The sequence below is a fragment of the Actinomadura sp. NPDC049753 genome (assembly GCF_040674655.1).
Lineage (GTDB): Bacteria > Actinomycetota > Actinomycetes > Streptosporangiales > Streptosporangiaceae > Spirillospora > Spirillospora verrucosospora.
In genome coordinates, this window is record NZ_JBFARL010000051.1 from 1 (window position 1) to 20,761 (window position 20,761).

A 20,761-nucleotide genomic window follows, 5' to 3' on the forward strand; every position below is an offset into this window, starting at 1 on the left:
CTGATGATCGCCAAGGTCGACCAGCGGCTCCACGACCGCGACATGGGCATCGAGCTGCGGCAGGAGGCCAAGGACCTGCTCGCGATCCGCGGCTACGACCCGGTGCTGGGAGCGCGGCCGCTGCGCCGCACCATCCAGCGCGAGATCGAGGACACCCTGTCGGAGAAGATCCTCTACAACGAGCTCAAGCCCGGCCAGATCGTCATCGTCGGCACCGAGGGCTTCGACCCCGACAACACCGACACGGCCGAGAACGCCAAGTTCACCTTCAAGGGCGTGCCGAAGCCGTCGACCGTCCCGGACAGCCCGCCGCCCATCGAGGGCGCGGTCAACTTCAACAAGGACTGACGTCCCGCGCGCGAAGGCCCGCGACCGGTTCCCTCCGGTCGCGGGCCTTCCGCATGTTCGCGGCTCGCATGTTCGCGGCTCGCATGTTCGCGTTTCTCCTGGGCAGCTTCCCCTCACAAGATCGACTGTCTTCGGGAGCCGCCATGAGCCGTCTGACCCTCTCCGCCCCCGTCCTCGACGCCCCCGACCCCCACGTGCTGGCGGACTTCTACCAGCGCCTCCTCGGCTGGACGGTCGTGCAGGACGAGCCCGACTGGGTGAAGCTGCGTCCCCCCGGCGGCGGAACCGGCCTGTCGTTCCAGACAGAGCCGCTCTACAAGCCCCCCACGTGGCCCGCCGCGGAGGGCGCCCAGCTGCAGATGGCCCACCTGGACTTCGAGGTGGACGACGTGGACGCCGCCGGAAAGCACGCCGAGGCAGTGGGCGCCGTCTTGGCCGACTTCCAGCCGGGTGACGACTTCCGGGTCTACCAGGACCCGGCGGGGCACCTGTTCTGCCTCTTCACGCGCGAGCCGGAGACGCCGGTGGGTTAATCCACAGAACGCCGTTCGGTCTCCGACGCCCGCCGCTCTCGTGAACCCTGAAGGTGACTTCAGGGAGGCCCAGTGCGCGACCAGATCGCCATCCGAACATCCCGCCCGCTCACTTCGAAGGGGAGGGGGGCGGGGTGGCGAGCCAGTCCTGTATCGCCTCTCGGAGGGCCTTCTTGGTCTGAGGCGGGGCGAAGGAGGCGGTGACCGATGCTCGGGCCAGGTCGGCCAGGGTGGGGTCGTCGTAGGCGAAAGTGGCGCGGACGTGCGCGTACTCGGTGGCGAGGGGGGTGTTGATCAGTGCTGGGATATCGGTGTTGAGAGTGACCAGCAGGCCGGCTTCGCGGAGGCGGGGGAGGGGATGCGCGTCCAGGGACGGGACGAATCCCAGGGCGACGTTGGAGGACGGGCAGACCTCCAGGGGGATCCCGCGTTCGCGGACCTCGGCCACCAGGTCGGGGTCGTCCAGGATCCGGATGCCGTGGCCCAGGCGCTCGGTGCGGCCGGGGCCGAGTGCCTGCCGGATGCTGGCCGGGCCCTCACCCTCTCCCGCGTGGTGGACGACGTGGAGCCCGGCGTCGTGGGCGGCGGCGAAGACCTCGGTGAACGGGTCGCCGGGGTGGGCCTCGTCGCCGGCGAGGCCCACGGCGACCACGCGCTCGTGACGCCGGGCGAGGTCCAGGGTCCGCCAGGCGCGCTCGACGGAGCGGCGACGGGAGTGGTCGAGGATCAGGCGGCACTCGATGCCGAAGGCTTCCTGGCCCGCCTCAAGGCCCTCCAGGACGGCCGCCAGAGGCATGCCGAGGTCCCCGAGGCGCTCGCCGTGCGCGGCGGCCGTGAACGAGACCTCGGCGTACCGGACGCCCTGGGCCGCCTCGTCCTCGCAGAACTCGTAGGCGATGCGGCGGAAGTCCTCAGGGCGCTGCAGGCAGGCGCGGACGAGGTCGTTCTGCGCGAAGAAGGAGGCGAAGTCGCCGAACGCGCCGAGGTCGTCGGGGACCGGCACGCCGTTGGCGGCGCCGATCTCGCGGAGAGTGGCGCCGCGGACGGTGCTCTCAAGGTGGACGTGCAGGTGGGCTTTGGGCAGGGTCAGCAGATCGCGCACTGCCGTACGGTACGAGCCGGAGCCCTGCGCTGACGAGCGAATTTTCGTTGACCGGCGGGGGAAGACCGGCCCAAGATCGACCGAATGCGCGCGGTTCGGCCCCCTGGTGAGGTGACGGCGGCCGAGCGGCTGCGCTTCGCTTCCCCGAATGAGGATTGAGGAGTTTCCCTGTTGCTACGGATCCACCGGACAGAGGACGGGCGGCGCATCGAGGGCGTCGCGCGGCCCGTCTTCATCCACAACGGCTCCTACCACCTCACAAATTTGCTGGTGTTCGCGGACGGCGCCATCAACTGCTGGGAGTGGGTCGACCTGAAGGGTCTCCGGGAGAAGCTCGAATGCGGCTGGGTGGTGACGGAGGTACCCGACGGCGGTGAGATCAGCGCGTTCGAGCTCGGCCGGTGGAAGGCCGCCGGGCCGATGTTCGGCCTCACCGCGGAGATGCTGCTGGGGGAGGTGGCCGACGACATCGAGCGGCTGAACGACCGGCCGGATTCCACCGACCGCTGCCTGGCGGCGCTGGACCGGTACCTGGAGTCGCGGGACGAGGCCGACCGGCTGGCGCTGCGCGAGGCCTACCTGGCGATTCCCGCCCACAAGCGCCACTACTCGCTCGGTGACATGGACAACAAGGACCGGCCGCTGGTCTTTCTCTGCACCGATGTCGGTGAGCGCCCGATCGGCGGTTGGTTCGACGATGACGTGGTGACCGAAGCCATGCGGGAATGGGCTCTGGATTACTTCGCGAAGGAGGCCCGCGCGCGCGTCGAATACGAATCGAAGAGGTCGGGGGACGATCCCCAGGAACCCTCGGGCGGGATGATTCACCTGGGCGGGCGCGTGTTTCCGCGAGGATGGCCGGAGAACCCTGGGGTCGACGCCCTGCAGAACGATTACCCTGCCCCGATCGAGGCCGGCGGCGTCGTCTACCCGTCGGTCACGCACGCCTACTGGGCCCTGTCCACCGAGGATCCCCAGGTCCGGGAGCGGATTCGTGCGGCGGAACGCCCCTACGACGCCCGGAAGCTCGCTGAAGAGGCGTCCCGCGTCCAGGGATGGCCGCAGGTCAGGACGGCGGTGATGGCCGGCCTCATGCGCGCGAAATACGCGCGGCATCCCGAGCTGGCGGAGATTCTTCTCAGCACGGGAGACGCCCCCATCGGGTATGGCGGGATCGAATCCGACCACTGGATCACGCGCGGAGACAAAGGCCGCAACTGGGTGGGTCGGCTGCTGGAGCTAGTCCGCTCTGAAATACGCGCACAGAGAGCCGGCCTGCCATTCCCCTGAGAAGAGGGATCCCTTGCGGACGGCCGCGAAAATTCAGCCGGGAAGGGCGTAGCGGCCGTCTTCCAAGGGGTCGACCAGGCCGTCCGCGATGAGGGTGTCCAGGGCGCGTTCGCGTTGGACGGCGTCCGACCAGACGACGTCCAGGGCCGGTTTCTCGACTGGGTGCTCGGCGTCCCGCAGGACGGCCAGGAGGCGGCCCCGGCATTGCCGGTCGGTGCCGGCGTACGTCTGGCCCCTTCGCGGCGGCCCGTCGTAGGCGGGACGGCCGCTCAGCTGCCACGTGCACCTGTCGATGACGGGGCAGTCGACGCAGCGTGGTGAACGGGCCGTGCAGACCAGCGCGCCCAGTTCCATGACCGCGACGGCCCAGCGGGCGGCGGTCGGCGGGTCGAGCGGCAGGAGGCTCTCCGCGAGCTCGACCTCGGCCTTGGTCTGGGACTTCGGCGGGTACTCGGCGCCGGAGAGCAGCCGGGCCAGGACGCGGCGGACGTTGGTGTCGAGGACGGCGTGCCGCTGCCGGAACGCGAAGCTGGCGACGGCGGCGGCGGTGTAGGCGCCGATGCCGGGAAGCGCCAGCAGGTCCGCGTGCGAGGAGGGGACGTCGCCGCCGTGCCGTTCGGTGATCGCGCGGGCGGCCTCGTGGAGGCGCAGCGCGCGGCGCGGGTAGCCGAGCCGGCCCCACGCGCGGACGGCCTCGCCGGACGGTTCGGCGGCGAGCGCGGCGGGCGTCGGCCAGCGGGTCGTCCAGGCCTCCCAGACGGGCAGGACGCGGGAGACCGGTGTCTGCTGGAGCATGATCTCGCTGACGAGGACGCCCCAGGGGGTCGCGTCCGGCGCCCGCCACGGAAGGTCCCGTGCGTTCGCGTCGTACCAGGCGAGGATCGGCGTGGTGAGAGCGGATTCGGTGTTCATGGCGCGCCGCCATTGTGGCACGCGGCGGGTCGCCCGCTCTTCCCGCCCGGGTGAATGCATACTGCCCGCATGGGGGCGAACACTGAGCGCGACCAGGACGGCTCCGGACTCGATCAATACTGGCGCCGGCGCGTGTGGGCCCTGGCAGGCGTCCTCGGGGCCGTGGGCCTGCTCGCTTGGGCGTGCCAGGGAGGCGCCGGGGAGGAGAAGCCGGGCCGCGACGCGGGCGCGGCCGAGCGCACGAGCGCCCCGCCGCCGAGCGCGATGCCGACGGTCACCGTCACCACGACGACCACGCCCGAGCCGGAGCAAGCCGACGGCGGCCCCTGCGACCGCGGTGACCTCGTGGTCAACATGTCCGCCGCGAAGAACGTCTACGCGGGGTCCGAGCGTCCGGAGTTCCGGGTCACGGTCGTCAGCACGCGCGACGGCTCCTGCGCGTTCGACACGGGATCGCTGGAGGTCCGCATCACCTCCGGCGCGGACCGCGTCTGGTCGTCGGGCAAGTGCCGCAAGGGCGACGCCCCCAAGGCGACGCTCCGGCGCGGCATCCCCTACGTCGACGACGTCGTCTGGGACCGCCGACGCGACTGCAAGAACACCGTCCGAGCCCGCCCCGGCACCTACGTGGCCACGCTGAAAGGCGCGAGGGCGAGAAAACAAATCTTCACCCTCCGCTAACCACCCCGCCCCCAGCTGGGCCGGTCTAGGCCGGCAACCGCGCTGCCCGCCGCCTGCGCTGCCTCGTGCTGCGCTGCCCGCGTCGCCGAATATGGTGACCCGCGCTGCCACTCGGCCTTCCCGCGGCCTGCGCTGCCCCGCGCCGCTGGTTGTGCTGGCCGTTTGGGGACGGTGGGGTCAGACGTAGCGTTCGAGGATGGATGATTCGGCCAGGCGGGAGAGGCCCTCGCGGACGCTGCGGGCGCGGGACTCGCCTACGCCGCCGACGGCCTGGAGGTCGTCGATGCTGGCGGCCAGGAGTTTCTGCAGGCCGCCGAAGTGCTCGACGAGGCGTTCGACGACCATGCTCGGCAGGCGCGGGACCTTGGCGAGCAGCCGGAAGCCCTTGGGGCTGACGGGCAGGTCGAGGGCGTCCGGGCCGGCAAAGCCCATCACCTCGGCGACCGTGGAGAGGTCGAGCAGCTCGTTGGCCGACAGGGTGTCGAGGGACGACAGGATGGCGTCCACGCCGCGGGTGCGGGTGTCGTCGGACGGGTAGTCGCGGACGATCAGCTGCCGGTCGACGTCGACGCCGGAGACCAGCTCGTCGAGCTGGAGGGACAGCAGGCGGCCGTCGGTGCCGAGCTCGACGACGTAGCCCTCGATCTCGTCGGCGATGCGGCGGACCATCTCCAGGCGCTGGACGACGGCGCTGACGTCGCGGACGGTGACGAGGTCCTCGATCTCCAGCGCCGACAGCGTGCCGGACACCTCGTCGAGGCGCAGCTTGTAGCGTTCGAGCGTCGCCAGGGCCTGGTTGGCCTTGGAGAGGATGGCCGCCGAGTCCTCCAGGACGTAGCGGATGCCGTCGAGGTAGAGCGCGATGATGTGCATCGACTGGCTCACCGAGATGACCGGCAGGCCGGTCTGGCGGGCGACGCGCTCCGCGGTGCGGTGGCGGGTCCCCGACTCCTCGGTGGGGAGGGTGGAGTCCGGCACGAGGTGGACGGCGGCGCGGACGATGCGGGTGTGGCTGTCGTCGAGGACGATCGCGCCGTCCATCTTGGCGAGCTCGCGCAGCCGCGTGGCGGAGAACTCGACGTCGAGCTCGAAGCCGCCCGTGCACAGCTCCGCGACGGGCTTGTCGTAGCCGAGCACGATCAGGCCGCCGGTGTGGCCCCGCAGGATGCGCTCCAGTCCGTCCCGGATCTGGGTGCCGGGAGCCACCGCGGCCAGTGTGGCGCGGCGTCGTTCGTCATGACCCTTGTCGTGTGATGGCACCTGGCCCCCGGAGGTCGCTGGACGGCGCCAGTTTACCGAGGCGGGCCGCGCACTGGTTCCTCCCCAGGTCGCAAGCGTGCGTTGTGTGAAGTAATACTCTGGCGGGACGCCTGTCAGGGCGCGGTAAACGCGACCTGCAGAGCCTGCTGGAGGCTGTCGACCTCCATGACCTTCATGCCCTCGTAGCTGCTGAGCTGCGGATCCGCGCGTTTGAGGGGCCCGTCGGCCAGTTCGAGGGAGCCGCGCGGGATGACGGCGTACTTGAACCCGAGCCGGGCCGCCTCGGCCAGCCGCCGCTGGACGCCGGGCACGATGCGGACCTCTCCGGCGAGGCCCACCTCGCCGAGCGCGATGAGGCTGGTGGAAAGGGCCTGCTCGACGGTGGAGCCCGCGACGGCGAGGCCGAGGGCCAGGTCGACGGAGGTCTCGGCGAGCCGGACGCCGCCGACGGTCGAGACGTACACGTCCTGCTCGTGCATGGAGATCTTGCAGCGCTGCGCGAGGACGGCGAGGACCATCGCGACGCGGGAGGTGTCGAGCCCGGAGGTGGCGCGCCGCGGCGCGGGCAGGTGCGACTTCGCGACGAGGGACTGCACCTCGGCGACGAGGGGGCGGCGCCCTTCGAGGGTGACGGTGACGCAGGTTCCGGGGACGGCCTCCTCGCGGCGGGTGAGGAACAGGCCGCTCGGGTCGGGCAGCCCGACGATGCCGACCTCCGACAGGTCGAAGCAGCCGAGCTCGTCGGTGGGGCCGTACCGGTTCTTCATGGCGCGGATCATGCGGAGCCGGGAGTGCCGGTCGCCCTCGAAGTACAGGACGACGTCGACCAGGTGCTCCAGGAGGCGCGGCCCGGCGATCGAGCCCTCCTTGGTGACGTGGCCGACCAGCACGACGGTCATGCCGCGCTCCTTGGCGACCCTGATCAGGTTGGCGGCGACCTCGCGGACCTGGGTGACGCCGCCGGGCGCGCCGTCGGCCTCGGAGGTGCCGATCGTCTGGATGGAGTCGACGACGAGCAGCCCGGGATCGACCGACTCGATGTGGCCGAGGATGGCGGAGAGCTCGGTCTCGGCCGCGAGGTACAGCCGGTCGGTGATCGCGCCGACGCGGTCGGCGCGCAGCCGGACCTGCTCGGCCGACTCCTCGCCCGTGACGTACAGGACGTTGCCCCCTTCGGAGCCCGCGGCCTCGGCGGACGGCGTCGAGGCCAGGGCGGCGACCTCCAGCAGCAGCGTCGACTTGCCGATGCCGGGCTCGCCCGCCAGCAGCAGGACGGCTCCGGGGACGATGCCGCCGCCGAGGACGCGGTCGAGTTCGTCCAGGCCGGTGGGGCGCGTCTGCGCGGACCGCACGTCGACCTGCCCGATCGGGCGGGCCGGGGAGCTGACCGGCCCGGCCGACACGACCCGGGCGGGGGTCGCCGACGCGGCCTCGGTGACCGTTCCCCATGTCTGGCACTCGCCGCAGCGCCCGACCCACTTGGAGGTCTGCCATCCGCATTCCGAGCACCGGTAGGCGGCCTTGGCCGTCTTCGCCTTCGCCATGCGCGGAAGCGTAGAGCCGGGCACCGACAGTATTCATCCCGCACGCGGGATGAGGTGGGTCAGCTCTCCTTGCGGGCCCGTTCGATCAGGTCGCCGAGGTGGTCGGACACGATGCTCGGACGTTCGAGCATCGCCATGTGCCCGGCGCCGGGGACGACCTCCAGCCGCCCGGACGGCACGCAGGAGGCGATCTTCAGGCTGTGCTCGACCGGGGTGAGCATGTCGTTCTCCGCGCCGATGACCAGGGTGTCGGCGCCGCCGAGGGACGCGCACTCGCTGATCACCTCGGTGGTGATCATGGAGCGGAAGAAGTCGACGAAGGCGTCCATGCGGGTGTCGGTCATCATCTGCTCGGCGAAGGCGACCGCGGCGGGGCTGGCGTCCGGGCCGAAGGCGACCAGGTCCTCGACGAGGGCGGCGGCGTCGCGGCCGAGGTGGCGGACGCGCTCGACGACGCCCGAGCCGGCGCCGAGCGCGCCGAGGGCGGCGGGCATGAGGCGGTGGGTGGTGCGGGCGATGAGCGCGGGCATGCCGAGCGTGATCTCGCCGAGGCCGCCGGACGACGTGCACAGCAGCCCGGCCGCGAGGATCTTGCGTCCGACCAGCTCGGGGTTCTCGTCGGCGTACCGCATGATGGTCATGCCGCCCATCGAGTGGCCGACCAGGACGACGGGGGTGTCGGCGGGGACGGTCGCCTCGATGACGGCGCCGAGGTCGCGGGCCAGGCGGGGGACGGCGTAGCCGTCGCGGGCGCCGCCGTCGGAGCGGCCGTGGCCGCGGTGGTCCCAGAAGACGAGGCGGCCGAGGCCGCGCAGGGCCTTGCGCTGGAAGTGCCAGGAGTCCTGGGTGAGCGTCCAGCCGTGGCAGAACACGACGGCGAGGTCGGTGCGGTCCTCCCCGTCGATCTCCGCGTACAGGCGGGTGCCGTCGTCGGCGCGGACGGGCAGCGGGCGTCCGCGCAGCGACCCGAACGGCTCGCCCGCGAACGGGTCGGGGCGCAGTTGCAGGCGGCGCATGGCGCGGCGCTGGGCGACCAGCCCGGCGCCGGCGCCGGCCGCGCCGAGGGCGGTGGCGGCGAGGAGACCGCCGAGCGCCCTCCCGGCGGTGACTCGGCTCGTGGCGGCGGCGCGACCCATGGTGCGTTCCTCCCGAATTCCCAACCGACTGGTAACTCAGGGGCAACGCCACCACAAATTCACGGCATAGTCCACCTCGAGGCCGGGGTGTTCGCGCAGGCAGGCGTCCGCGAGATCGCGGGGGAACTCGATCCGCAGGACGGCGGCCAGGTCCTCGCGGCTCTGGAACGCCCACCGGATCGTCAGCGGCTCCCGGTGGAAGCCGCGCCGCGTCCAGAACCGCTCGACGGCGGCGGGGTCGTATTTCGGCAGGCTCCGCTGGAACCAGCGGCCGAACGTGGAGCGGGTGGCGTCGTTGTCGATGATGAGGATCGCGCCGCCCCGCCGGACGACCCGGTCCAGTTCGGCGAGGCCCGGCTCGCATCCGGGGCCGAAGAAGTAGGCCCACCGCGCGTGGGCGACGTCGACGGACGCGTCCGGGAGCGGCAGCGCCTGGGCGGCGCCCGTGCGCACGGTGACGTTGGGAAGGTCCCGCGTGCGGCGCGCGGCGGCCGAGGCGAGTCCGGCGTGCGGCTCCACGCCGATCACCCGGCGCGCGTCCTCGGCGAAGAACGGCAGGTGGAAGCCGGTGCCGCAGCCGACGTCGAGGACGTCGGCGCCGTCCCAGGGGCGGATCGCGCGCATGGCGTCGGCCAGCACGCCGTCGGGGTCGACGGCGAGGTTCTCCAGCTCGTAGACCTGGGGGGAGTTCCAGATGTTGGGGCTGGGCACGGCGCCCCGCGCGATCTCGGCCACGGAGACAGAGGGTAGCCGCGCCGCAGGCGGAGCAAGCGAGATCACTCCCGGCGAGTGTTTCATCACGGCCGCGGCGGCATAGGCTCTCTTCTACGACACAGTCGAGCGATCATTCATGGCGAGGAAGCCTTGGCCCCGCAGCACAACGGCGCCCCTTCACCGGCGCTCCGCGTACCGGACGCCCCGATCACGCTCTCCACAGCGTCGGTGTACCCGGAGAAGGTCCCGAGCGCCTTCGAGATCGCCTCGCTGCTGGGCTACGACGGCATCGAGGTCATGGTCTCGACGGACGCCTCGTCGCAGGACCTGAACGTCCTGCGCCGGCTGTCGGACTACCACCAGGTCCCCATCAAGTCGATCCACGCGCCGTGCCTTCTGCTCACCCAGCGGGTCTGGGGGCGCGACCCGTGGGGCAAGCTGGTGCGCTCCAAGGACGTCGCCGAGGAACTGGGCGCCGAGGTCGTCGTCGTGCACCCGCCGTTCCGCTGGCAGCGCGACTACGCAAAGGAGTTCGTCGAGGGCCTCGCCCGCATGCAGGACGAGACGGACGTGCTGTTCGCGGTCGAGAACATGTTCCCGCTCAAGGCGCGCGGCGCCGAGGCGGGCATGTACCTGCCCGACTGGAACCCCGTCGACCAGGACTACCCGCACGTGACCCTCGACCTGTCGCACACCGCCGTCTCGGGGTCGGACGCCATCGACATGGCGGGGAGCCTGGGCGACCGTCTGCGCCACATCCACCTCGCCGACGGGGTCGGCATCACGAACAAGGACGAGCACCTCGTCCCCGGCCGGGGAAACCAGCCGTGCGGGACGATGCTGGAGAACCTCGCCGAGGGCGGGTTCAAGGGGCACATCGTCCTGGAGGTCAACACGCGGCGCGCGTCGAGCCGGATCGAGCGGATGGAGGACCTCGCCGAGGCCCTCGCGTTCGCGCGCCTGCACCTGGCCGCCGCCGCCCACACCTGGGAGGTCACCTCGGCCGGGGAGATCACCCGCCGGGGCGTGCGCCGGTGAGCGACCCGGAGGGCCGGGCGCGGGGGCGGGGCCCGGGGCGCAGGCCCGGTCCGACGGAGACGCGCGAGAAGATCCTGGCCGCGGCGCGGGACCTGTTCGCCGAGAAGGGCTACGACGGCGCGTCGCTGCGCGCCATCGCCCGCGCCGCGGAGGTCGACCCCGCGCTGGTGCACCATTTCTTCGGCAACAAGGAGGGCGTGTTCGTCGAGGCGATGCGGTTTCCGGTGGATCCGTCCGTGCTGCTGCCGCGCATCATGTCGTTCCCCCGTGACCGCATCGGCGAGGCGATGGTCCGCATCTTCCTCCAGGTCTGGGGGGACGAGGACCGCCGCGCCCCGATGCTCGCGATGCTCCGCTCGGCGATGACGAACGAGCGGGCGGTGGTGCTGCTGCGCGAGTTCGTCACGTCCGCGCTGTTCGGGCGGGCCTCGCAGGCCACGGAGGCGGCGCCGCTCGCGATCCAGGCGGCCGCGGGCCAGATGATCGGCCTGATGATCCTGCGCTACGTGCTGCGCGTCGAGCCCCTGGCCTCCGCCTCCGAGGACGAGCTGATCGAGCTGGTGGCCCCGACCCTCCAGCGCTACCTCACCTCCTGAGGCTTCACCCTTCTCCGCCCCGCCGTCTCGGGCGGGGCGTTCCCCTTTCCGGCGGGACCTTCGGCCCCTTGACCGCGCCCTCGCGTCCGCTTAAATTCAACACATGATGAGTTCTAGACCGGCGGGCGCGTCCGGGGCCGCGGTGGAGGTGCGCGACCTGCGGGTCGACCGGGGCGGCCGGGAGGTGCTGCACGGGATCACCTTCGACGTCCCGCGCGGTTCGATCGTGGGGCTGCTGGGTCCGAGCGGCTGCGGGAAGACGACCCTGATGCGGGCGCTCGTCGGCGTCCAGATCGTGCGGAGCGGCGAGGTGAGCGTGCTCGGCGAGCCCGCCGGGTCGCCCGGCCTGCGGCGCCGCGTCGGGTACTCGACGCAGACGCCGGCCGTCTACGCCGACCTCACCGTCGCCGAGAACCTGCGCTACTTCGCGTCCGTCCTGCGCGCCCCGCGCTCGGACGTGGCCCGCGTCATCGACGAGGTCGGGCTCGGCCGCAGCCGCGACCAGACGGCGGCGACGCTGTCGGGCGGGCAGCTCAGCCGCGTCAACCTCGCCGTGGCGCTGCTCGGCGCGCCCGAGCTGCTCGTCCTGGACGAGCCGACCGTGGGGCTCGACCCGGTGCTGCGGCAGGAGCTGTGGGAGCTGTTCCGCGAGCTGGCCGAGCGGGGCGCCACCCTGGTCGTGTCCAGCCACGTCATGGACGAGGCGGGGCGCACCGACCGGCTGCTGCTGATGCGCGAGGGCGAGGTCCTCGCCGACGGCACCCCGGACGGCCTGCGCTCGCGCACCGGGGCCGCCGACCTCGAAGAGGCGTTCCTCCACCTGATCCACGAGAAGGCCGGGAGCCCGTCATGAGCGCCGCGATCACGTTCGCCACGATGCGCCGCATCCTGGCGCAGCTCAAGCACGACCACCGCACGCTCGCCCTGCTGATCGGCGTGCCGACGCTGCTGATGATCCTGCTGCGGTACGTGTTCGACCAGCCGATGGTCTTCGACCGGATCGGGCCGATGCTGCTCGGCCTGTTCCCCTTCACGGTCATGTTCGTCGTGGCCAGCGTCGCCACCCTCCGCGAGCGCACGGGCGGCACCCTCGAACGGCTGATGACGATGCCGCTCGGCAAGCTCGACCTGCTGCTCGGCTACGCGCTGGCCTTCGGCCTGCTCGCGCTCGTCCAGGTCGCCGTCGTGCTGGCCGTCTCGCTGACGTGGCTCGGCCTCGACCTGAACGGCTCGCTGGCGTCCCTCGTCCTGGTCTCCCTCCTGGACGCGCTGCTCGGCATGGCCCTCGGGCTGTTCGCCAGCGCCTTCGCCCGGACCGAGTTCCAGGCCGTCCAGTTCATGCCGGCGTTCGTCCTGCCGCAGCTGCTGCTCTGCGGCCTGATCGTCCCGCGCGGGGACATGGCGTCCTGGCTGCAGGCGATCGCGGACGTGCTGCCGCTGTCCTACGCGGTCGAGGGCATGCAGGAGATCAGCGCCAGTCCCGACTTCACCGGCACCCTCGCCCTGGACGTCTCCGTGATCGCCGCCTTCGTGGTGGTCGCGCTCCTGCTGGGGGCGGTGACCCTCCGCCGCCGGAGCGGGTGAGCGCCCGGCGTCCGACCCCCGAACGGGGGACCGGGTTTACACGGACGACCGGTTACGCCGCAACCGGACAGGTGGGCCGAAGTCGGCCATCCCTGCCCGGTGCGGCTGGTAGCTTCGCGCCATGACCTCCCCAGATCTTCACGGCCCCGAGGTGCCGCCGCGGCCCGGCGAGGGGGCTCCCGCGCCCGCGGGGGCCGGCGCTCCGGAGGCCCCGGGGGGCGACGCCGACGCCGCGTTCTGGGGCGGCGGCTCGGACGGCGGCGGCGAGACGCGGCGCAAGCGGCGGTGGCCGCGCGTCCTGATCGCGGTCGGGGTGTTCGTGGCGCTGGTCGTGGCCGGGCTCGGCGGGCTGGCGTGGCAGCGGCAGTCGTCCTACAACGGCAACATCGACCGGCTCAAGGGCGTGATGCCGGACGACTCCCCGAACCGCCCGGGCGCGAACGTCGAGGGGACGGAGAACTGGCTGCTCGTCGGCTCGGACTCGCGGGCCGACGCGACGACCGGCGAGGGCAATCAGGTCTGGAAGCCGGGGCAGCAGCGCACCGACACGATCATGCTGCTGCACCTTCCGGCGGACCGGAAGAAGGCCTACATCGTCTCGTTCCCGCGCGACTCGTGGGTGGAGATCCCCGGCTACGGTCCGCAGAAGATCAACGCGGCGTTCTCGTTCGGCGGGCCGAAACTGCTGATCGAGACCATGGAGAACCTCACCGGCATCCGCATCGACCACTACGGGGCGATCGACTTCGAGGGCTTCAAGTCGATGACGGACGCGCTCGGCGGCGTCACGGTCAACATCAAGCAGGGCGTGTACGACCCGGCGCGCAAGAAGCGCTGGGAGGCGGGACGGCAGAAGCTGAACGGCGAGGACGCGCTGCTGTTCGTCCGGCAGCGCTACAACCTGCCGAACGGCGACTTCGACCGGATCAAGCGGCAGCAGGCGTTCCTCGGCGCGCTCGCCAAGCAGGCCGCCGACCGGGGCACGCTCACCAACCCGCTGAAGCTCGACCGGTTCCTGTCGGCGCTCACCAAGTCGATCAGCGTGGACGAGGGGGTGTCGGCGGGCGACCTGCGCTCGCTGGCGCTCAGCATGCGCAGCGTCCGCGCGTCCGACGTGATGTTCATGACGCTGCCGCACAAGGGAACCGGCATGCGCAAGCGGCAGAGCGTCGTGTTCCTGGACGGGGCGAAGGCGAAGGCCCTCTTCGAGGCGGTCAAGACCGCGCGGATGAAGGAGTACGTGCAGCGGTACGGCGCCGGGAACAGCCTCGGCACCGTGTCGTGAGCCCCCGGGTCCCGGCGGCATAACCTGGGACGGTAGGCCCAGGGGACGAGGGGTTCGCACAGTGCTTCGTCAGGCGTTGCTGGTCGCGTCGCGCAGCGGCGGCGCGCGCAGGGTGGTGGAGACCGCGCCGTTCACCGGCGACGTGGTCCGCCGCTTCGTCGCCGGTGAGACGATCGACGACGCCCTGCGCGTCACCGGCGGGCTGACCGGCGAGGGCCTGCTCGTCAGCCTGGACGTCCTCGGCGAGGACACGCACGACGAGGGCCGCGCCGAGGCGAACGCCGCGCACTATGTCGAGCTTCTGGGACGGCTGGGCGCCGCCGGGCTCGGGACGCGCGCCGAGGTGTCGCTCAAGCTGTCGGCCATCGGGCGGACCTTCGACGAAGGCCTCGCCTTGGAGAACGCGCGGCGGGTGTGCGCCGCCGCCCGCTCGGCCGGCACGACGGTCACCCTCGACATGGAGGAGCACACGACCGTCGACTCGACGCTGGGAGTCGTCCACGAACTGCGGCGGGACTACCCGGACGTGGGCGCGGTCGTCCAGGCGTATCTGCGTCGCGCAGAGGAACACTGCGCGGAACTGGCCTACGAGGGGTCGCGGGTGAGGCTGTGCAAGGGCGCCTACGCGGCGCCCGCGGCGGTCGCCTTCACCGACAGGGAGGAGGTCGACAGGTCGTACGTGCGGTGCATGAAGGTGCTGATGGCAGGCAAGGGGTACCCGATGCTCGCCACGCACGACCCGCGGCTCATCGAGATCGCCGGTGCGCTGTCGGTGCTGAACGACCGCGACGACGACGCCTTCGAGTACCAGATGCTCTACGGGATCCGCCCGCAGGAGCAGCGCCGCCTCGCCGCGGAGGGCGCGCAGGTCCGCGTCTACGTCGCCTACGGCCGCGAGTGGTACCAGTACTTCATGCGCCGGCTCGCCGAGCGGCCCGCCAACCTGCGCTTCTTCATGCGCTCCCTCATGGGGCGGTCCTAGGGCGGCCCCAGGGGGCGGTCCCGTGGCCGGTCGCGGGGCGGCGCCGGCCGGCCCGGCGATAGGCTGGACTGGTCGTTTGGAACCCCACGTCAAGGTATGTCGATGATCGCGATTCTGGGTGCCGGGAAGATGGGCGAGGCGCTGCTGTCCGGAGTGCTCCGGGCCGGCCGCCGCCCGTCCGAGCTGATCGCCACCGCGCGCCGGGAGGAGCGGGGGGCGCTGCTGCGGGAGCGCTACGGCGTCGAGGTCGTGTCGAACGCGGAGGCCGCCGCGACGGCCGAGACGCTGGTCCTCGCGGTGAAGCCGCAGGACATGGGGGCCCTGCTGGACGAGGTCGGCCGGCACGTGCCGCCCGGCCGGCTGGTGATCTCGATGGCGGCGGGCATCACGACGGGGTTCGTCGAGGCGCGGCTGCCGGAGGGGGTGCCCGTCGTCCGCGTCATGTCGAACACGCCCGTCCACGTGGACGAGGCGATGAGCGTCATCTCGCCGGGGTCGCACGCGGGCGAGGAGCACCTGAAGCTGGCCGAGGAGCTGCTGTCGCCGGTCGGCAAGGTGCTGCGCATCCCCGAGTCGCTGCAGGACGGCGCCACGGCCCTGTCGGGCAGCGGGCCGGCGTACTTCTACTACCTCGTCGAGGCGATGGTGGACGCGGGCATCCTGCTCGGCATGCCGCGCGCCGCCGCGCTGGAGATGGTCATCCAGTCGGCGGTCGGCGCCGCGATCATGCTCCGCGACTCCGGGGAGCACCCGGTGCTGCTGCGGGAGGCCGTGACGTCCCCGGGCGGGACGACGATCTCGGCGATCCGCGAGCTGGAGCGGCACGGCGTCAGGGCCGCCGTCCTGGAGGCCATCGAGGCGGCCCGCAACCGGGGGCGCGAGCTCGCGAGCGGCTGATCCCGTGACGGCCTCCGGGAATGCCCCGAGCATTGAGCCGGGCCGGAGCCGCGTCCGTGTAAGAGGTATGGGACTCATACTCCGCCTGATCGTCGCCGCCGGGCTGGCGGCCGACGCGATCGTGCACTGGAAGTTCGCGCCCGACATGGCCTTCGTGCAGGGCGGCTCCGTCGACGGAGACCTGCTGTTCCGCGTCCAGGCCGCGGTCGCCGGGGTGGTCGCGGTGATCGTCCTCACCTACGGGACCCGCTGGGCGTACGCGCTCGCCTTCCTCGTCGCGGCCAGTGCGGCGGGTGCCGTCGTGCTCTACTACTACGTCGACGTGGGCGCGCTCGGCCCGCTGCCGGACATGCACGAACCCGTCTGGTACCTCGAAAAGACGATCAGCCTCGCCGGCGAGGGCGGCGCGGCGCTGGCCGCGCTGGTGGGCTTCCTCACCGCCGGACGCGGCCGCCGTGCGGGCGACGAGGTCCTCGACCCCGAGCCCGCCGGCCGCTTCTGACCCTGAGCCGCGAGCGCCTGGGCGGGAACCGGAAAGGCGCGCCGAGCGGAAAGCCTGCGGAGTGGCGCCGCGCGATGCGGACCGAGCGTGACGAGGTCCGTGCGCGGCGTAGGAAAAGATCACTATTTCGGCGGCATGGCCGGGCCCGCCCGGCTACCATCGATTTGATCTTGGATTTCTGGGGGCCCGGATGGATGAACGGCGCGAACGTCCGAGCGAGACTCCGCTCCCGGCGTCCGCCCTGCACAGGGCGCTGCTCAGGGCGCGGGTCCCGCGTTTCATGGCCGACCACGCGGCCGCCCTGCTGGCCGGGCTCCTGGCGAAGCGGCGGGACCGCCGGGACTAGGCGGCCTTGGAGCGCTTCCTCGCCCGGGGGTGCTTGCCCGTCCCGCCCGTGACGGTCCGGACGAAGTGGGCGGCGTCCCGCATGGCGGCGCTCGCCTCCGGGAGGACGCGGTTGAGGATCTGGAAGACGTGCATCTGCCCCTTCCAGATCTGGAGGTCGCAGTGGGCGCCGGCGCGGCGCAGGGCGTCGGCGAACGCCTCGGCCTCGGTGCGCAGGACCTCGGCGCCGCCCACCTGGATGAGGACGGGCGGCATGTCCTTCCAGGCGCAGGTGAGCAGGGCCAGCCGCGGGTCCTCGAACCCGGTCGGACCGACGACGAGGCGGGCGACCCGGCGCGCCGACGACGCGCTGATGTAGGGGTCGCGGGCGCGGCTCTGGGCGCCCATCGACAGCTCGCAGGTCAGGTCGACCCACGGGGAGAACAGCATGAGCCCGGCCGGGCCCGGCAGGCCCTGGCGGCACAGTTCGCCGGTCAGCGCGGCGGACAGGTGCCCGCCCGCCGAGTCGCCCGCGAGGACGATGCCGGACGCCGGCACGCCCCGCGCGAGCAGCCAGCGGTAGGCGGCGACGGCGTCCTCCAGCGGTGCCGGGAACGGGTGCTCGGGCGCGAGCCGGTACCGGGGGGCGAGGATCGGCAGGCCCGTGTCGAGCGCGAGCCGCGAGGTGATGGGGCGGTGGGTGCGGGGCGAGCAGAAGACGTAGCCGCCGCCGTGCAGGTAGAGGACGGCTCCGGGGGCTTTCTCCTCCGCGGCGTCGCGCGGAACGATCCACTCGCCCCTGACCGGGAGGCCGCCGTCGTCCCCGGGCGCCGGGGAGTTCAGCGACTCGACCCGCACGTGGGGGCTGTGCCGCAGCAGCAGGGACGCGGCGTCCACCGTCGAGCGCGCGGTGCGGATGCTCGTGGCGTGGCCGGGAAGGTAGTGCAGGAGCGGGCGGACGCCCAGACGGAGCGCGTTGCTGATCGCTCGGCTTCGAACGCTCGGGTCGCCGTCCATGTGCACCCCCCGGAGGAGATATATGCCTGCTGGCGGTATGCCCGTTTCCGGCATGTAACTCACGTCACAGATAAGTTGCGGGCGGCGGCCTCGGGGCGGGGGGTGGCGCCGCGCCCGCGAGGCGGACGTTGTGGGCCAGGTCACATGCCCTGCGCGATACCGTGAGTTCATGAGCAGTTCCGATTCGTCCCAGTCCGCCGGTCCCGAGAACTGCGGGCTGGAGATCTTCTGGGACGAGCGGCTCATCTCCTACGACTTCGGCCCCGGCCACCCCATGAACCCCGTGCGGGTCGAGCTGACGATGGCGCTCGCCCGCGGGCTCGGCGTCCTGGACCGCCCGAACGTGCGGGTCTCGGCGTTCGAGGCCGCGGACGACAAGCTGCTCCGGCTCGTCCACGAGGAGTCCTACATCGCGGCGGTCAAGCACTCCGGCGCCACCGGGCTGCCGGAGCTCGGGCACGGCCTCGGCACCCCCGACAACCCGGTGTTCCTCGGCATGCACGAGGCGTCCGCCCTGGTGACGGGCGCGTCGGTGGCCGCCGCCGAGGCGGTGTGGACGGGCCGCGCCGAGCACGCCGCGAACATCTCGGGCGGCCTGCACCACGCGCTGAGCGACGCCGCCAGCGGGTTCTGCGTCTACAACGACCCGGCCGTCGCGATCGCGTGGCTCCTGGAGAACGGGGCCGAGCGCGTCGCGTACGTCGACATCGACGTCCACCACGGCGACGGCGTCCAGGCCGCCTTCTACGACGACCCGCGCGTGCTGACGATCAGCCTGCACGAGTCCCCGCGGACGCTGTTCCCCGGAACCGGCTTCCCCGACGAGACCGGCGCGGACGGCACCTCGGTCAACATCTCGCTTCCGCCCGGCACCGGCGACCGGCCGTGGCTGCGCGCGTTCGAGGCGATCGTCCCGCCGCTGCTGCGCCGGTTCCGCCCGGACGTCCTCGTCACCCAGCAGGGGGCCGACGGCCACGCGCTCGACCCGCTCGCCCATCTGATCCTCAGCGTGGACGGGCAGCGGACGGCGTACTCGATGCTGCACCGGCTGGCGCACGAGACGGCCGGCGGCCGGTGGGTGCTCACCGGCGGCGGCGGCTACGAGCTGGTCCAGGTCGTCCCGCGGGCGTGGACGCACCTGCTCGCCGAGGCGGCGGGCGGCCCCGTCCCGCCGGGCACCGCGACCCCGGACGACTGGCGCGAGTTCGTCCGGCAGCGGACCGAGGAGATCGCCCCGCGCCGCATGACGGACGGGACGGAGACGGTGGAGATCAGCAGGTGGGGGGACGGGTACGACCCCGGCAGCCCCGTGGACCAGGCGGTGCTGGCGACGCGCCGCGCGGTGTTCCCCGAGCACGGCCTCGACCCGATGACCGACGAGTGAACCGGCCCGCTCCCGGGTCCGCGGGTCCGGTGCCGACCAGGGACGAACTGCGCGCCCACCTCGTCCGGACGATGATCGCCGGCGACGTGGCCACGCCACGCCAGAACAACCTGCTGCACTACCGGCGGATGGCCAACGGCAACCCGTACTACCAGTTCGGCCTGGAGCTGAAGCCTTCGTGGTCGGAGCGGTCCGTGCTGGAGATGATGGTCGAGCGGTGCGGCGTCCACCCCGATCCGATGCACCTGTACGGGGACGACACCATCGATCCCGAGATCACGCTCGACACGCTGGAGGCGATGGGGGAGCGCATCGGCCTCGCGGCCCGGCGCGGGGAGCGCGTGCTCCTCGCGACCGGGCATCCGTCCACGCTGACGCCGCTGTACCAGGCGGTCGCGCGGGCGCTGGGGGAGGCGGGCTGCCGGGTGCTGACGCCCGCGGCCGGCTGGACCTACGAGGTCGACGCCGGGTACGGCGGCTCGGAGCTGCGCCGCATCGTCTACGCCTCCCCCGGTGTCGCGATGCTGGAGGGCGAGGATCTCCGCACGCACCACACGCACGACTCGCGCCCGATGGAGGCCATGCTCAGGGAGCTCGCCGATAGCGGGTCCGGGAGAAATGCGGAAGCTAAACCAGATATTTGGCCGGATCTGGCCATAGCCGACCACGGCTGGGCCGGAGCGGCCGGGCAGGCGGGCATCGACACCGTGGGGTTCGCGGACTGTAACGACCCGGCCCTGTTCGCCGGGGCCGCCGAGGGCAAGATCGACGTGGTCGTCCCGCTCGACGACGGTGTCTCCGCGCACCACTACGCGCCCCTGACCGCCTACATCCTTGATCGCGCGGGCCTGCGGCCGTCCGGCTGAGGCGCCGATCCGGAGGCTTACTCCGTGGGGACGCCTGGGTGGCGACCGCTCGCCTGTCACGCCCTGTGACAGGGTTGCCGTAACGGGGCGCATGGGCTTGCCGAGAGACATCTGACACTGCGGAACCGAAGGTCGTTTCGTGGTTTCGGTTGACAAATTTTCGTCGAGCCACGCGTGGTGCCGTCGCGTCCACCCTGTGTAAGGAATCAGCACTGTATCCCCGCGGTCAGGTCGGGTACGGAAATGTGCGGAACTCCCCTCTTGCGACTGCCGGTACGCGATTTACGCTGGAGGAAGTACACGTGCGTGATCAAAGTCACCCGAAGGGCCGGTGCGCGGCACGTGTGGAAGAGGGCGTCCGATGACCTCAGGCGAGCGACCTCTGAGCGAGGTCAGGTTCCTGACCGTCGCCGAAGTGGCGGCGGTGATGCGGGTGTCCAAGATGACCGTCTACCGCCTCGTCCACTCGGGCGAGCTCCCCGCGATCCGCGTGGGCCGCTCGTTCCGGGTTCCCGAGCAGGCCGTCCACGATTACCTGCGCGACGCGTACATCGAAGCCGGATAACGGGTAGGGGCGGGGCATGACCCCGCCGCGAACTCAGCACCCGGCCGCGCAGGGGGCGTCGGGAGGGCCCCGAGGGGCCGTCCCGAAGCTGGGGAAGCAGGACGAGGACCGGCAGAACGGTCCGGACACCGAGCGGACGGGCGATGGCCGGCGGCCACGCCCGCCCGGAAGGGACAGTGCCCGGCGCCGTGCGACGCGCGG

General features: G+C 72.1%; 22 protein-coding genes and 1 pseudogene. 16 read left to right on the forward strand and 7 right to left on the reverse strand.

The annotated features are described in order from the left end of the window. A pseudogene (locus AB0K37_RS15995) lies at positions 1 to 348 on the forward strand (NDP-hexose 4-ketoreductase); the annotation flags it as partial. Between the two features lie 143 nt (positions 349 to 491). Further along, a complete protein-coding gene (locus tag AB0K37_RS16000) occupies positions 492 to 881 on the forward strand; it encodes a VOC family protein (RefSeq protein WP_363980864.1) in 390 nt (129 codons plus the stop codon). A gap of 109 nt (positions 882 to 990) precedes the next feature. On the opposite strand, the gene add is transcribed toward AB0K37_RS16000, so the two are convergent. Then, a complete protein-coding gene (gene add / locus AB0K37_RS16005) occupies positions 991 to 1,983 on the reverse strand; it encodes an adenosine deaminase (RefSeq protein ID WP_363980867.1) in 993 nt (330 codons plus the stop codon). Positions 1,984 to 2,154: 171 nt separating this feature from the next. On the opposite strand from add, the gene AB0K37_RS16010 reads away from it, so the two are divergent. After that, the gene (locus AB0K37_RS16010; RefSeq protein WP_363980870.1) at positions 2,155 to 3,273 is read left to right on the forward strand and encodes an NADAR family protein; all 1,119 of its coding nucleotides are present in this window, start codon (positions 2,155 to 2,157) and stop codon (positions 3,271 to 3,273) included. Between the two features lie 33 nt (positions 3,274 to 3,306). Here AB0K37_RS16010 and AB0K37_RS16015 read toward each other — a convergent pair whose 3' ends face one another. Further along, a complete protein-coding gene (locus AB0K37_RS16015; RefSeq protein ID WP_363980873.1) occupies positions 3,307 to 4,185 on the reverse strand; it encodes an A/G-specific adenine glycosylase in 879 nt (292 codons plus the stop codon). Positions 4,186 to 4,254: 69 nt separating this feature from the next. On the opposite strand from AB0K37_RS16015, the gene AB0K37_RS16020 reads away from it, so the two are divergent. Continuing rightward, entirely contained in the window at positions 4,255 to 4,866 is a 612-nt protein-coding gene (locus AB0K37_RS16020) for a hypothetical protein (protein ID WP_363980876.1), read from the forward strand. Positions 4,867 to 5,043: 177 nt separating this feature from the next. On the opposite strand, the gene disA is transcribed toward AB0K37_RS16020, so the two are convergent. The 4 genes from disA to AB0K37_RS16040 form a co-directional block, all read right to left on the reverse strand. Further along, positions 5,044 to 6,126: a DNA integrity scanning diadenylate cyclase DisA gene (gene disA / locus AB0K37_RS16025; RefSeq protein ID WP_179845771.1), complete on the reverse strand. Its 1,083-nt coding sequence runs from the start codon at positions 6,124 to 6,126 to the stop codon at positions 5,044 to 5,046. 113 nt (positions 6,127 to 6,239) lie between these two features. Continuing rightward, a complete protein-coding gene (gene radA / locus AB0K37_RS16030) occupies positions 6,240 to 7,670 on the reverse strand; it encodes a DNA repair protein RadA (protein ID WP_363980879.1) in 1,431 nt (476 codons plus the stop codon). A 59-nt stretch (positions 7,671 to 7,729) separates the two neighbouring features. Then, positions 7,730 to 8,806, reverse strand: coding sequence for an alpha/beta hydrolase (locus AB0K37_RS16035; RefSeq protein WP_363980882.1), 1,077 nt, complete (start codon positions 8,804 to 8,806; stop codon positions 7,730 to 7,732). 36 nt (positions 8,807 to 8,842) lie between these two features. Further along, the gene (locus tag AB0K37_RS16040; RefSeq protein ID WP_363980885.1) at positions 8,843 to 9,541 is read right to left on the reverse strand and encodes a class I SAM-dependent methyltransferase; all 699 of its coding nucleotides are present in this window, start codon (positions 9,539 to 9,541) and stop codon (positions 8,843 to 8,845) included. Between the two features lie 129 nt (positions 9,542 to 9,670). Between AB0K37_RS16040 and AB0K37_RS16045 the strand changes: the two genes are divergently transcribed. The 9 genes from AB0K37_RS16045 (at position 9,671) to AB0K37_RS16085 (ending at position 16,750) form a co-directional block, all read left to right on the forward strand. After that, positions 9,671 to 10,558 carry a sugar phosphate isomerase/epimerase gene (locus AB0K37_RS16045; RefSeq protein WP_345185728.1) on the forward strand — a complete coding sequence of 296 codons (888 nt, stop codon included), beginning with the start codon at positions 9,671 to 9,673 and terminating at the stop codon, positions 10,556 to 10,558. Continuing rightward, positions 10,555 to 11,154, forward strand: a complete 600-nt coding sequence (locus AB0K37_RS16050) for a TetR family transcriptional regulator (protein ID WP_363980888.1) — start codon at positions 10,555 to 10,557, stop codon at positions 11,152 to 11,154. The genes AB0K37_RS16045 and AB0K37_RS16050 overlap by 4 nt, the downstream gene beginning before the upstream one ends. 103 nt (positions 11,155 to 11,257) lie before the next feature. Further along, positions 11,258 to 12,007: an ABC transporter ATP-binding protein gene (locus tag AB0K37_RS16055; protein ID WP_363980891.1), complete on the forward strand. Its 750-nt coding sequence runs from the start codon at positions 11,258 to 11,260 to the stop codon at positions 12,005 to 12,007. Next, the gene (locus AB0K37_RS16060) at positions 12,004 to 12,738 is read left to right on the forward strand and encodes an ABC transporter permease (protein ID WP_363980894.1); all 735 of its coding nucleotides are present in this window, start codon (positions 12,004 to 12,006) and stop codon (positions 12,736 to 12,738) included. The genes AB0K37_RS16055 and AB0K37_RS16060 overlap by 4 nt, the downstream gene beginning before the upstream one ends. A gap of 121 nt (positions 12,739 to 12,859) precedes the next feature. Next, positions 12,860 to 14,023 (forward strand): LCP family protein, encoded by a 1,164-nt coding sequence (locus AB0K37_RS16065; protein WP_363980897.1) that lies wholly within the window; start codon positions 12,860 to 12,862, stop codon positions 14,021 to 14,023. A 61-nt stretch (positions 14,024 to 14,084) separates the two neighbouring features. Continuing rightward, a complete protein-coding gene (locus tag AB0K37_RS16070) occupies positions 14,085 to 15,005 on the forward strand; it encodes a proline dehydrogenase family protein (RefSeq protein WP_363980900.1) in 921 nt (306 codons plus the stop codon). A gap of 102 nt (positions 15,006 to 15,107) precedes the next feature. Continuing rightward, on the forward strand, positions 15,108 to 15,902 hold the full coding sequence (gene proC, locus AB0K37_RS16075) for a pyrroline-5-carboxylate reductase (protein WP_363980903.1): 795 nt from the start codon (positions 15,108 to 15,110) through the stop codon (positions 15,900 to 15,902). Positions 15,903 to 15,969: 67 nt separating this feature from the next. After that, the gene (locus AB0K37_RS16080) at positions 15,970 to 16,404 is read left to right on the forward strand and encodes a hypothetical protein (RefSeq protein WP_363980906.1); all 435 of its coding nucleotides are present in this window, start codon (positions 15,970 to 15,972) and stop codon (positions 16,402 to 16,404) included. Between the two features lie 190 nt (positions 16,405 to 16,594). Next, the gene (locus AB0K37_RS16085; RefSeq protein ID WP_363980909.1) at positions 16,595 to 16,750 is read left to right on the forward strand and encodes a hypothetical protein; all 156 of its coding nucleotides are present in this window, start codon (positions 16,595 to 16,597) and stop codon (positions 16,748 to 16,750) included. Here AB0K37_RS16085 and AB0K37_RS16090 read toward each other — a convergent pair. Further along, positions 16,747 to 17,745: an alpha/beta hydrolase gene (locus tag AB0K37_RS16090; RefSeq protein WP_363980912.1), complete on the reverse strand. Its 999-nt coding sequence runs from the start codon at positions 17,743 to 17,745 to the stop codon at positions 16,747 to 16,749. The genes AB0K37_RS16085 and AB0K37_RS16090 overlap by 4 nt on opposite strands. Positions 17,746 to 17,914: 169 nt before the next feature. On the opposite strand from AB0K37_RS16090, the gene AB0K37_RS16095 reads away from it, so the two are divergent. The 3 genes from AB0K37_RS16095 to AB0K37_RS16105 all read left to right on the forward strand — a co-directional run bounded on the left by AB0K37_RS16095 (position 17,915) and on the right by AB0K37_RS16105 (position 20,560). Continuing rightward, the gene (locus tag AB0K37_RS16095) at positions 17,915 to 19,129 is read left to right on the forward strand and encodes an acetoin utilization protein AcuC (RefSeq protein WP_363980915.1); all 1,215 of its coding nucleotides are present in this window, start codon (positions 17,915 to 17,917) and stop codon (positions 19,127 to 19,129) included. Between the two features lie 29 nt (positions 19,130 to 19,158). Next, positions 19,159 to 19,995 (forward strand): phosphatase, encoded by an 837-nt coding sequence (locus AB0K37_RS16100; protein WP_363980918.1) that lies wholly within the window; start codon positions 19,159 to 19,161, stop codon positions 19,993 to 19,995. A gap of 361 nt (positions 19,996 to 20,356) precedes the next feature. After that, positions 20,357 to 20,560: a helix-turn-helix domain-containing protein gene (locus tag AB0K37_RS16105; protein WP_021591693.1), complete on the forward strand. Its 204-nt coding sequence runs from the start codon at positions 20,357 to 20,359 to the stop codon at positions 20,558 to 20,560. Positions 20,561 to 20,761: the final 201 nt, after the last annotated feature.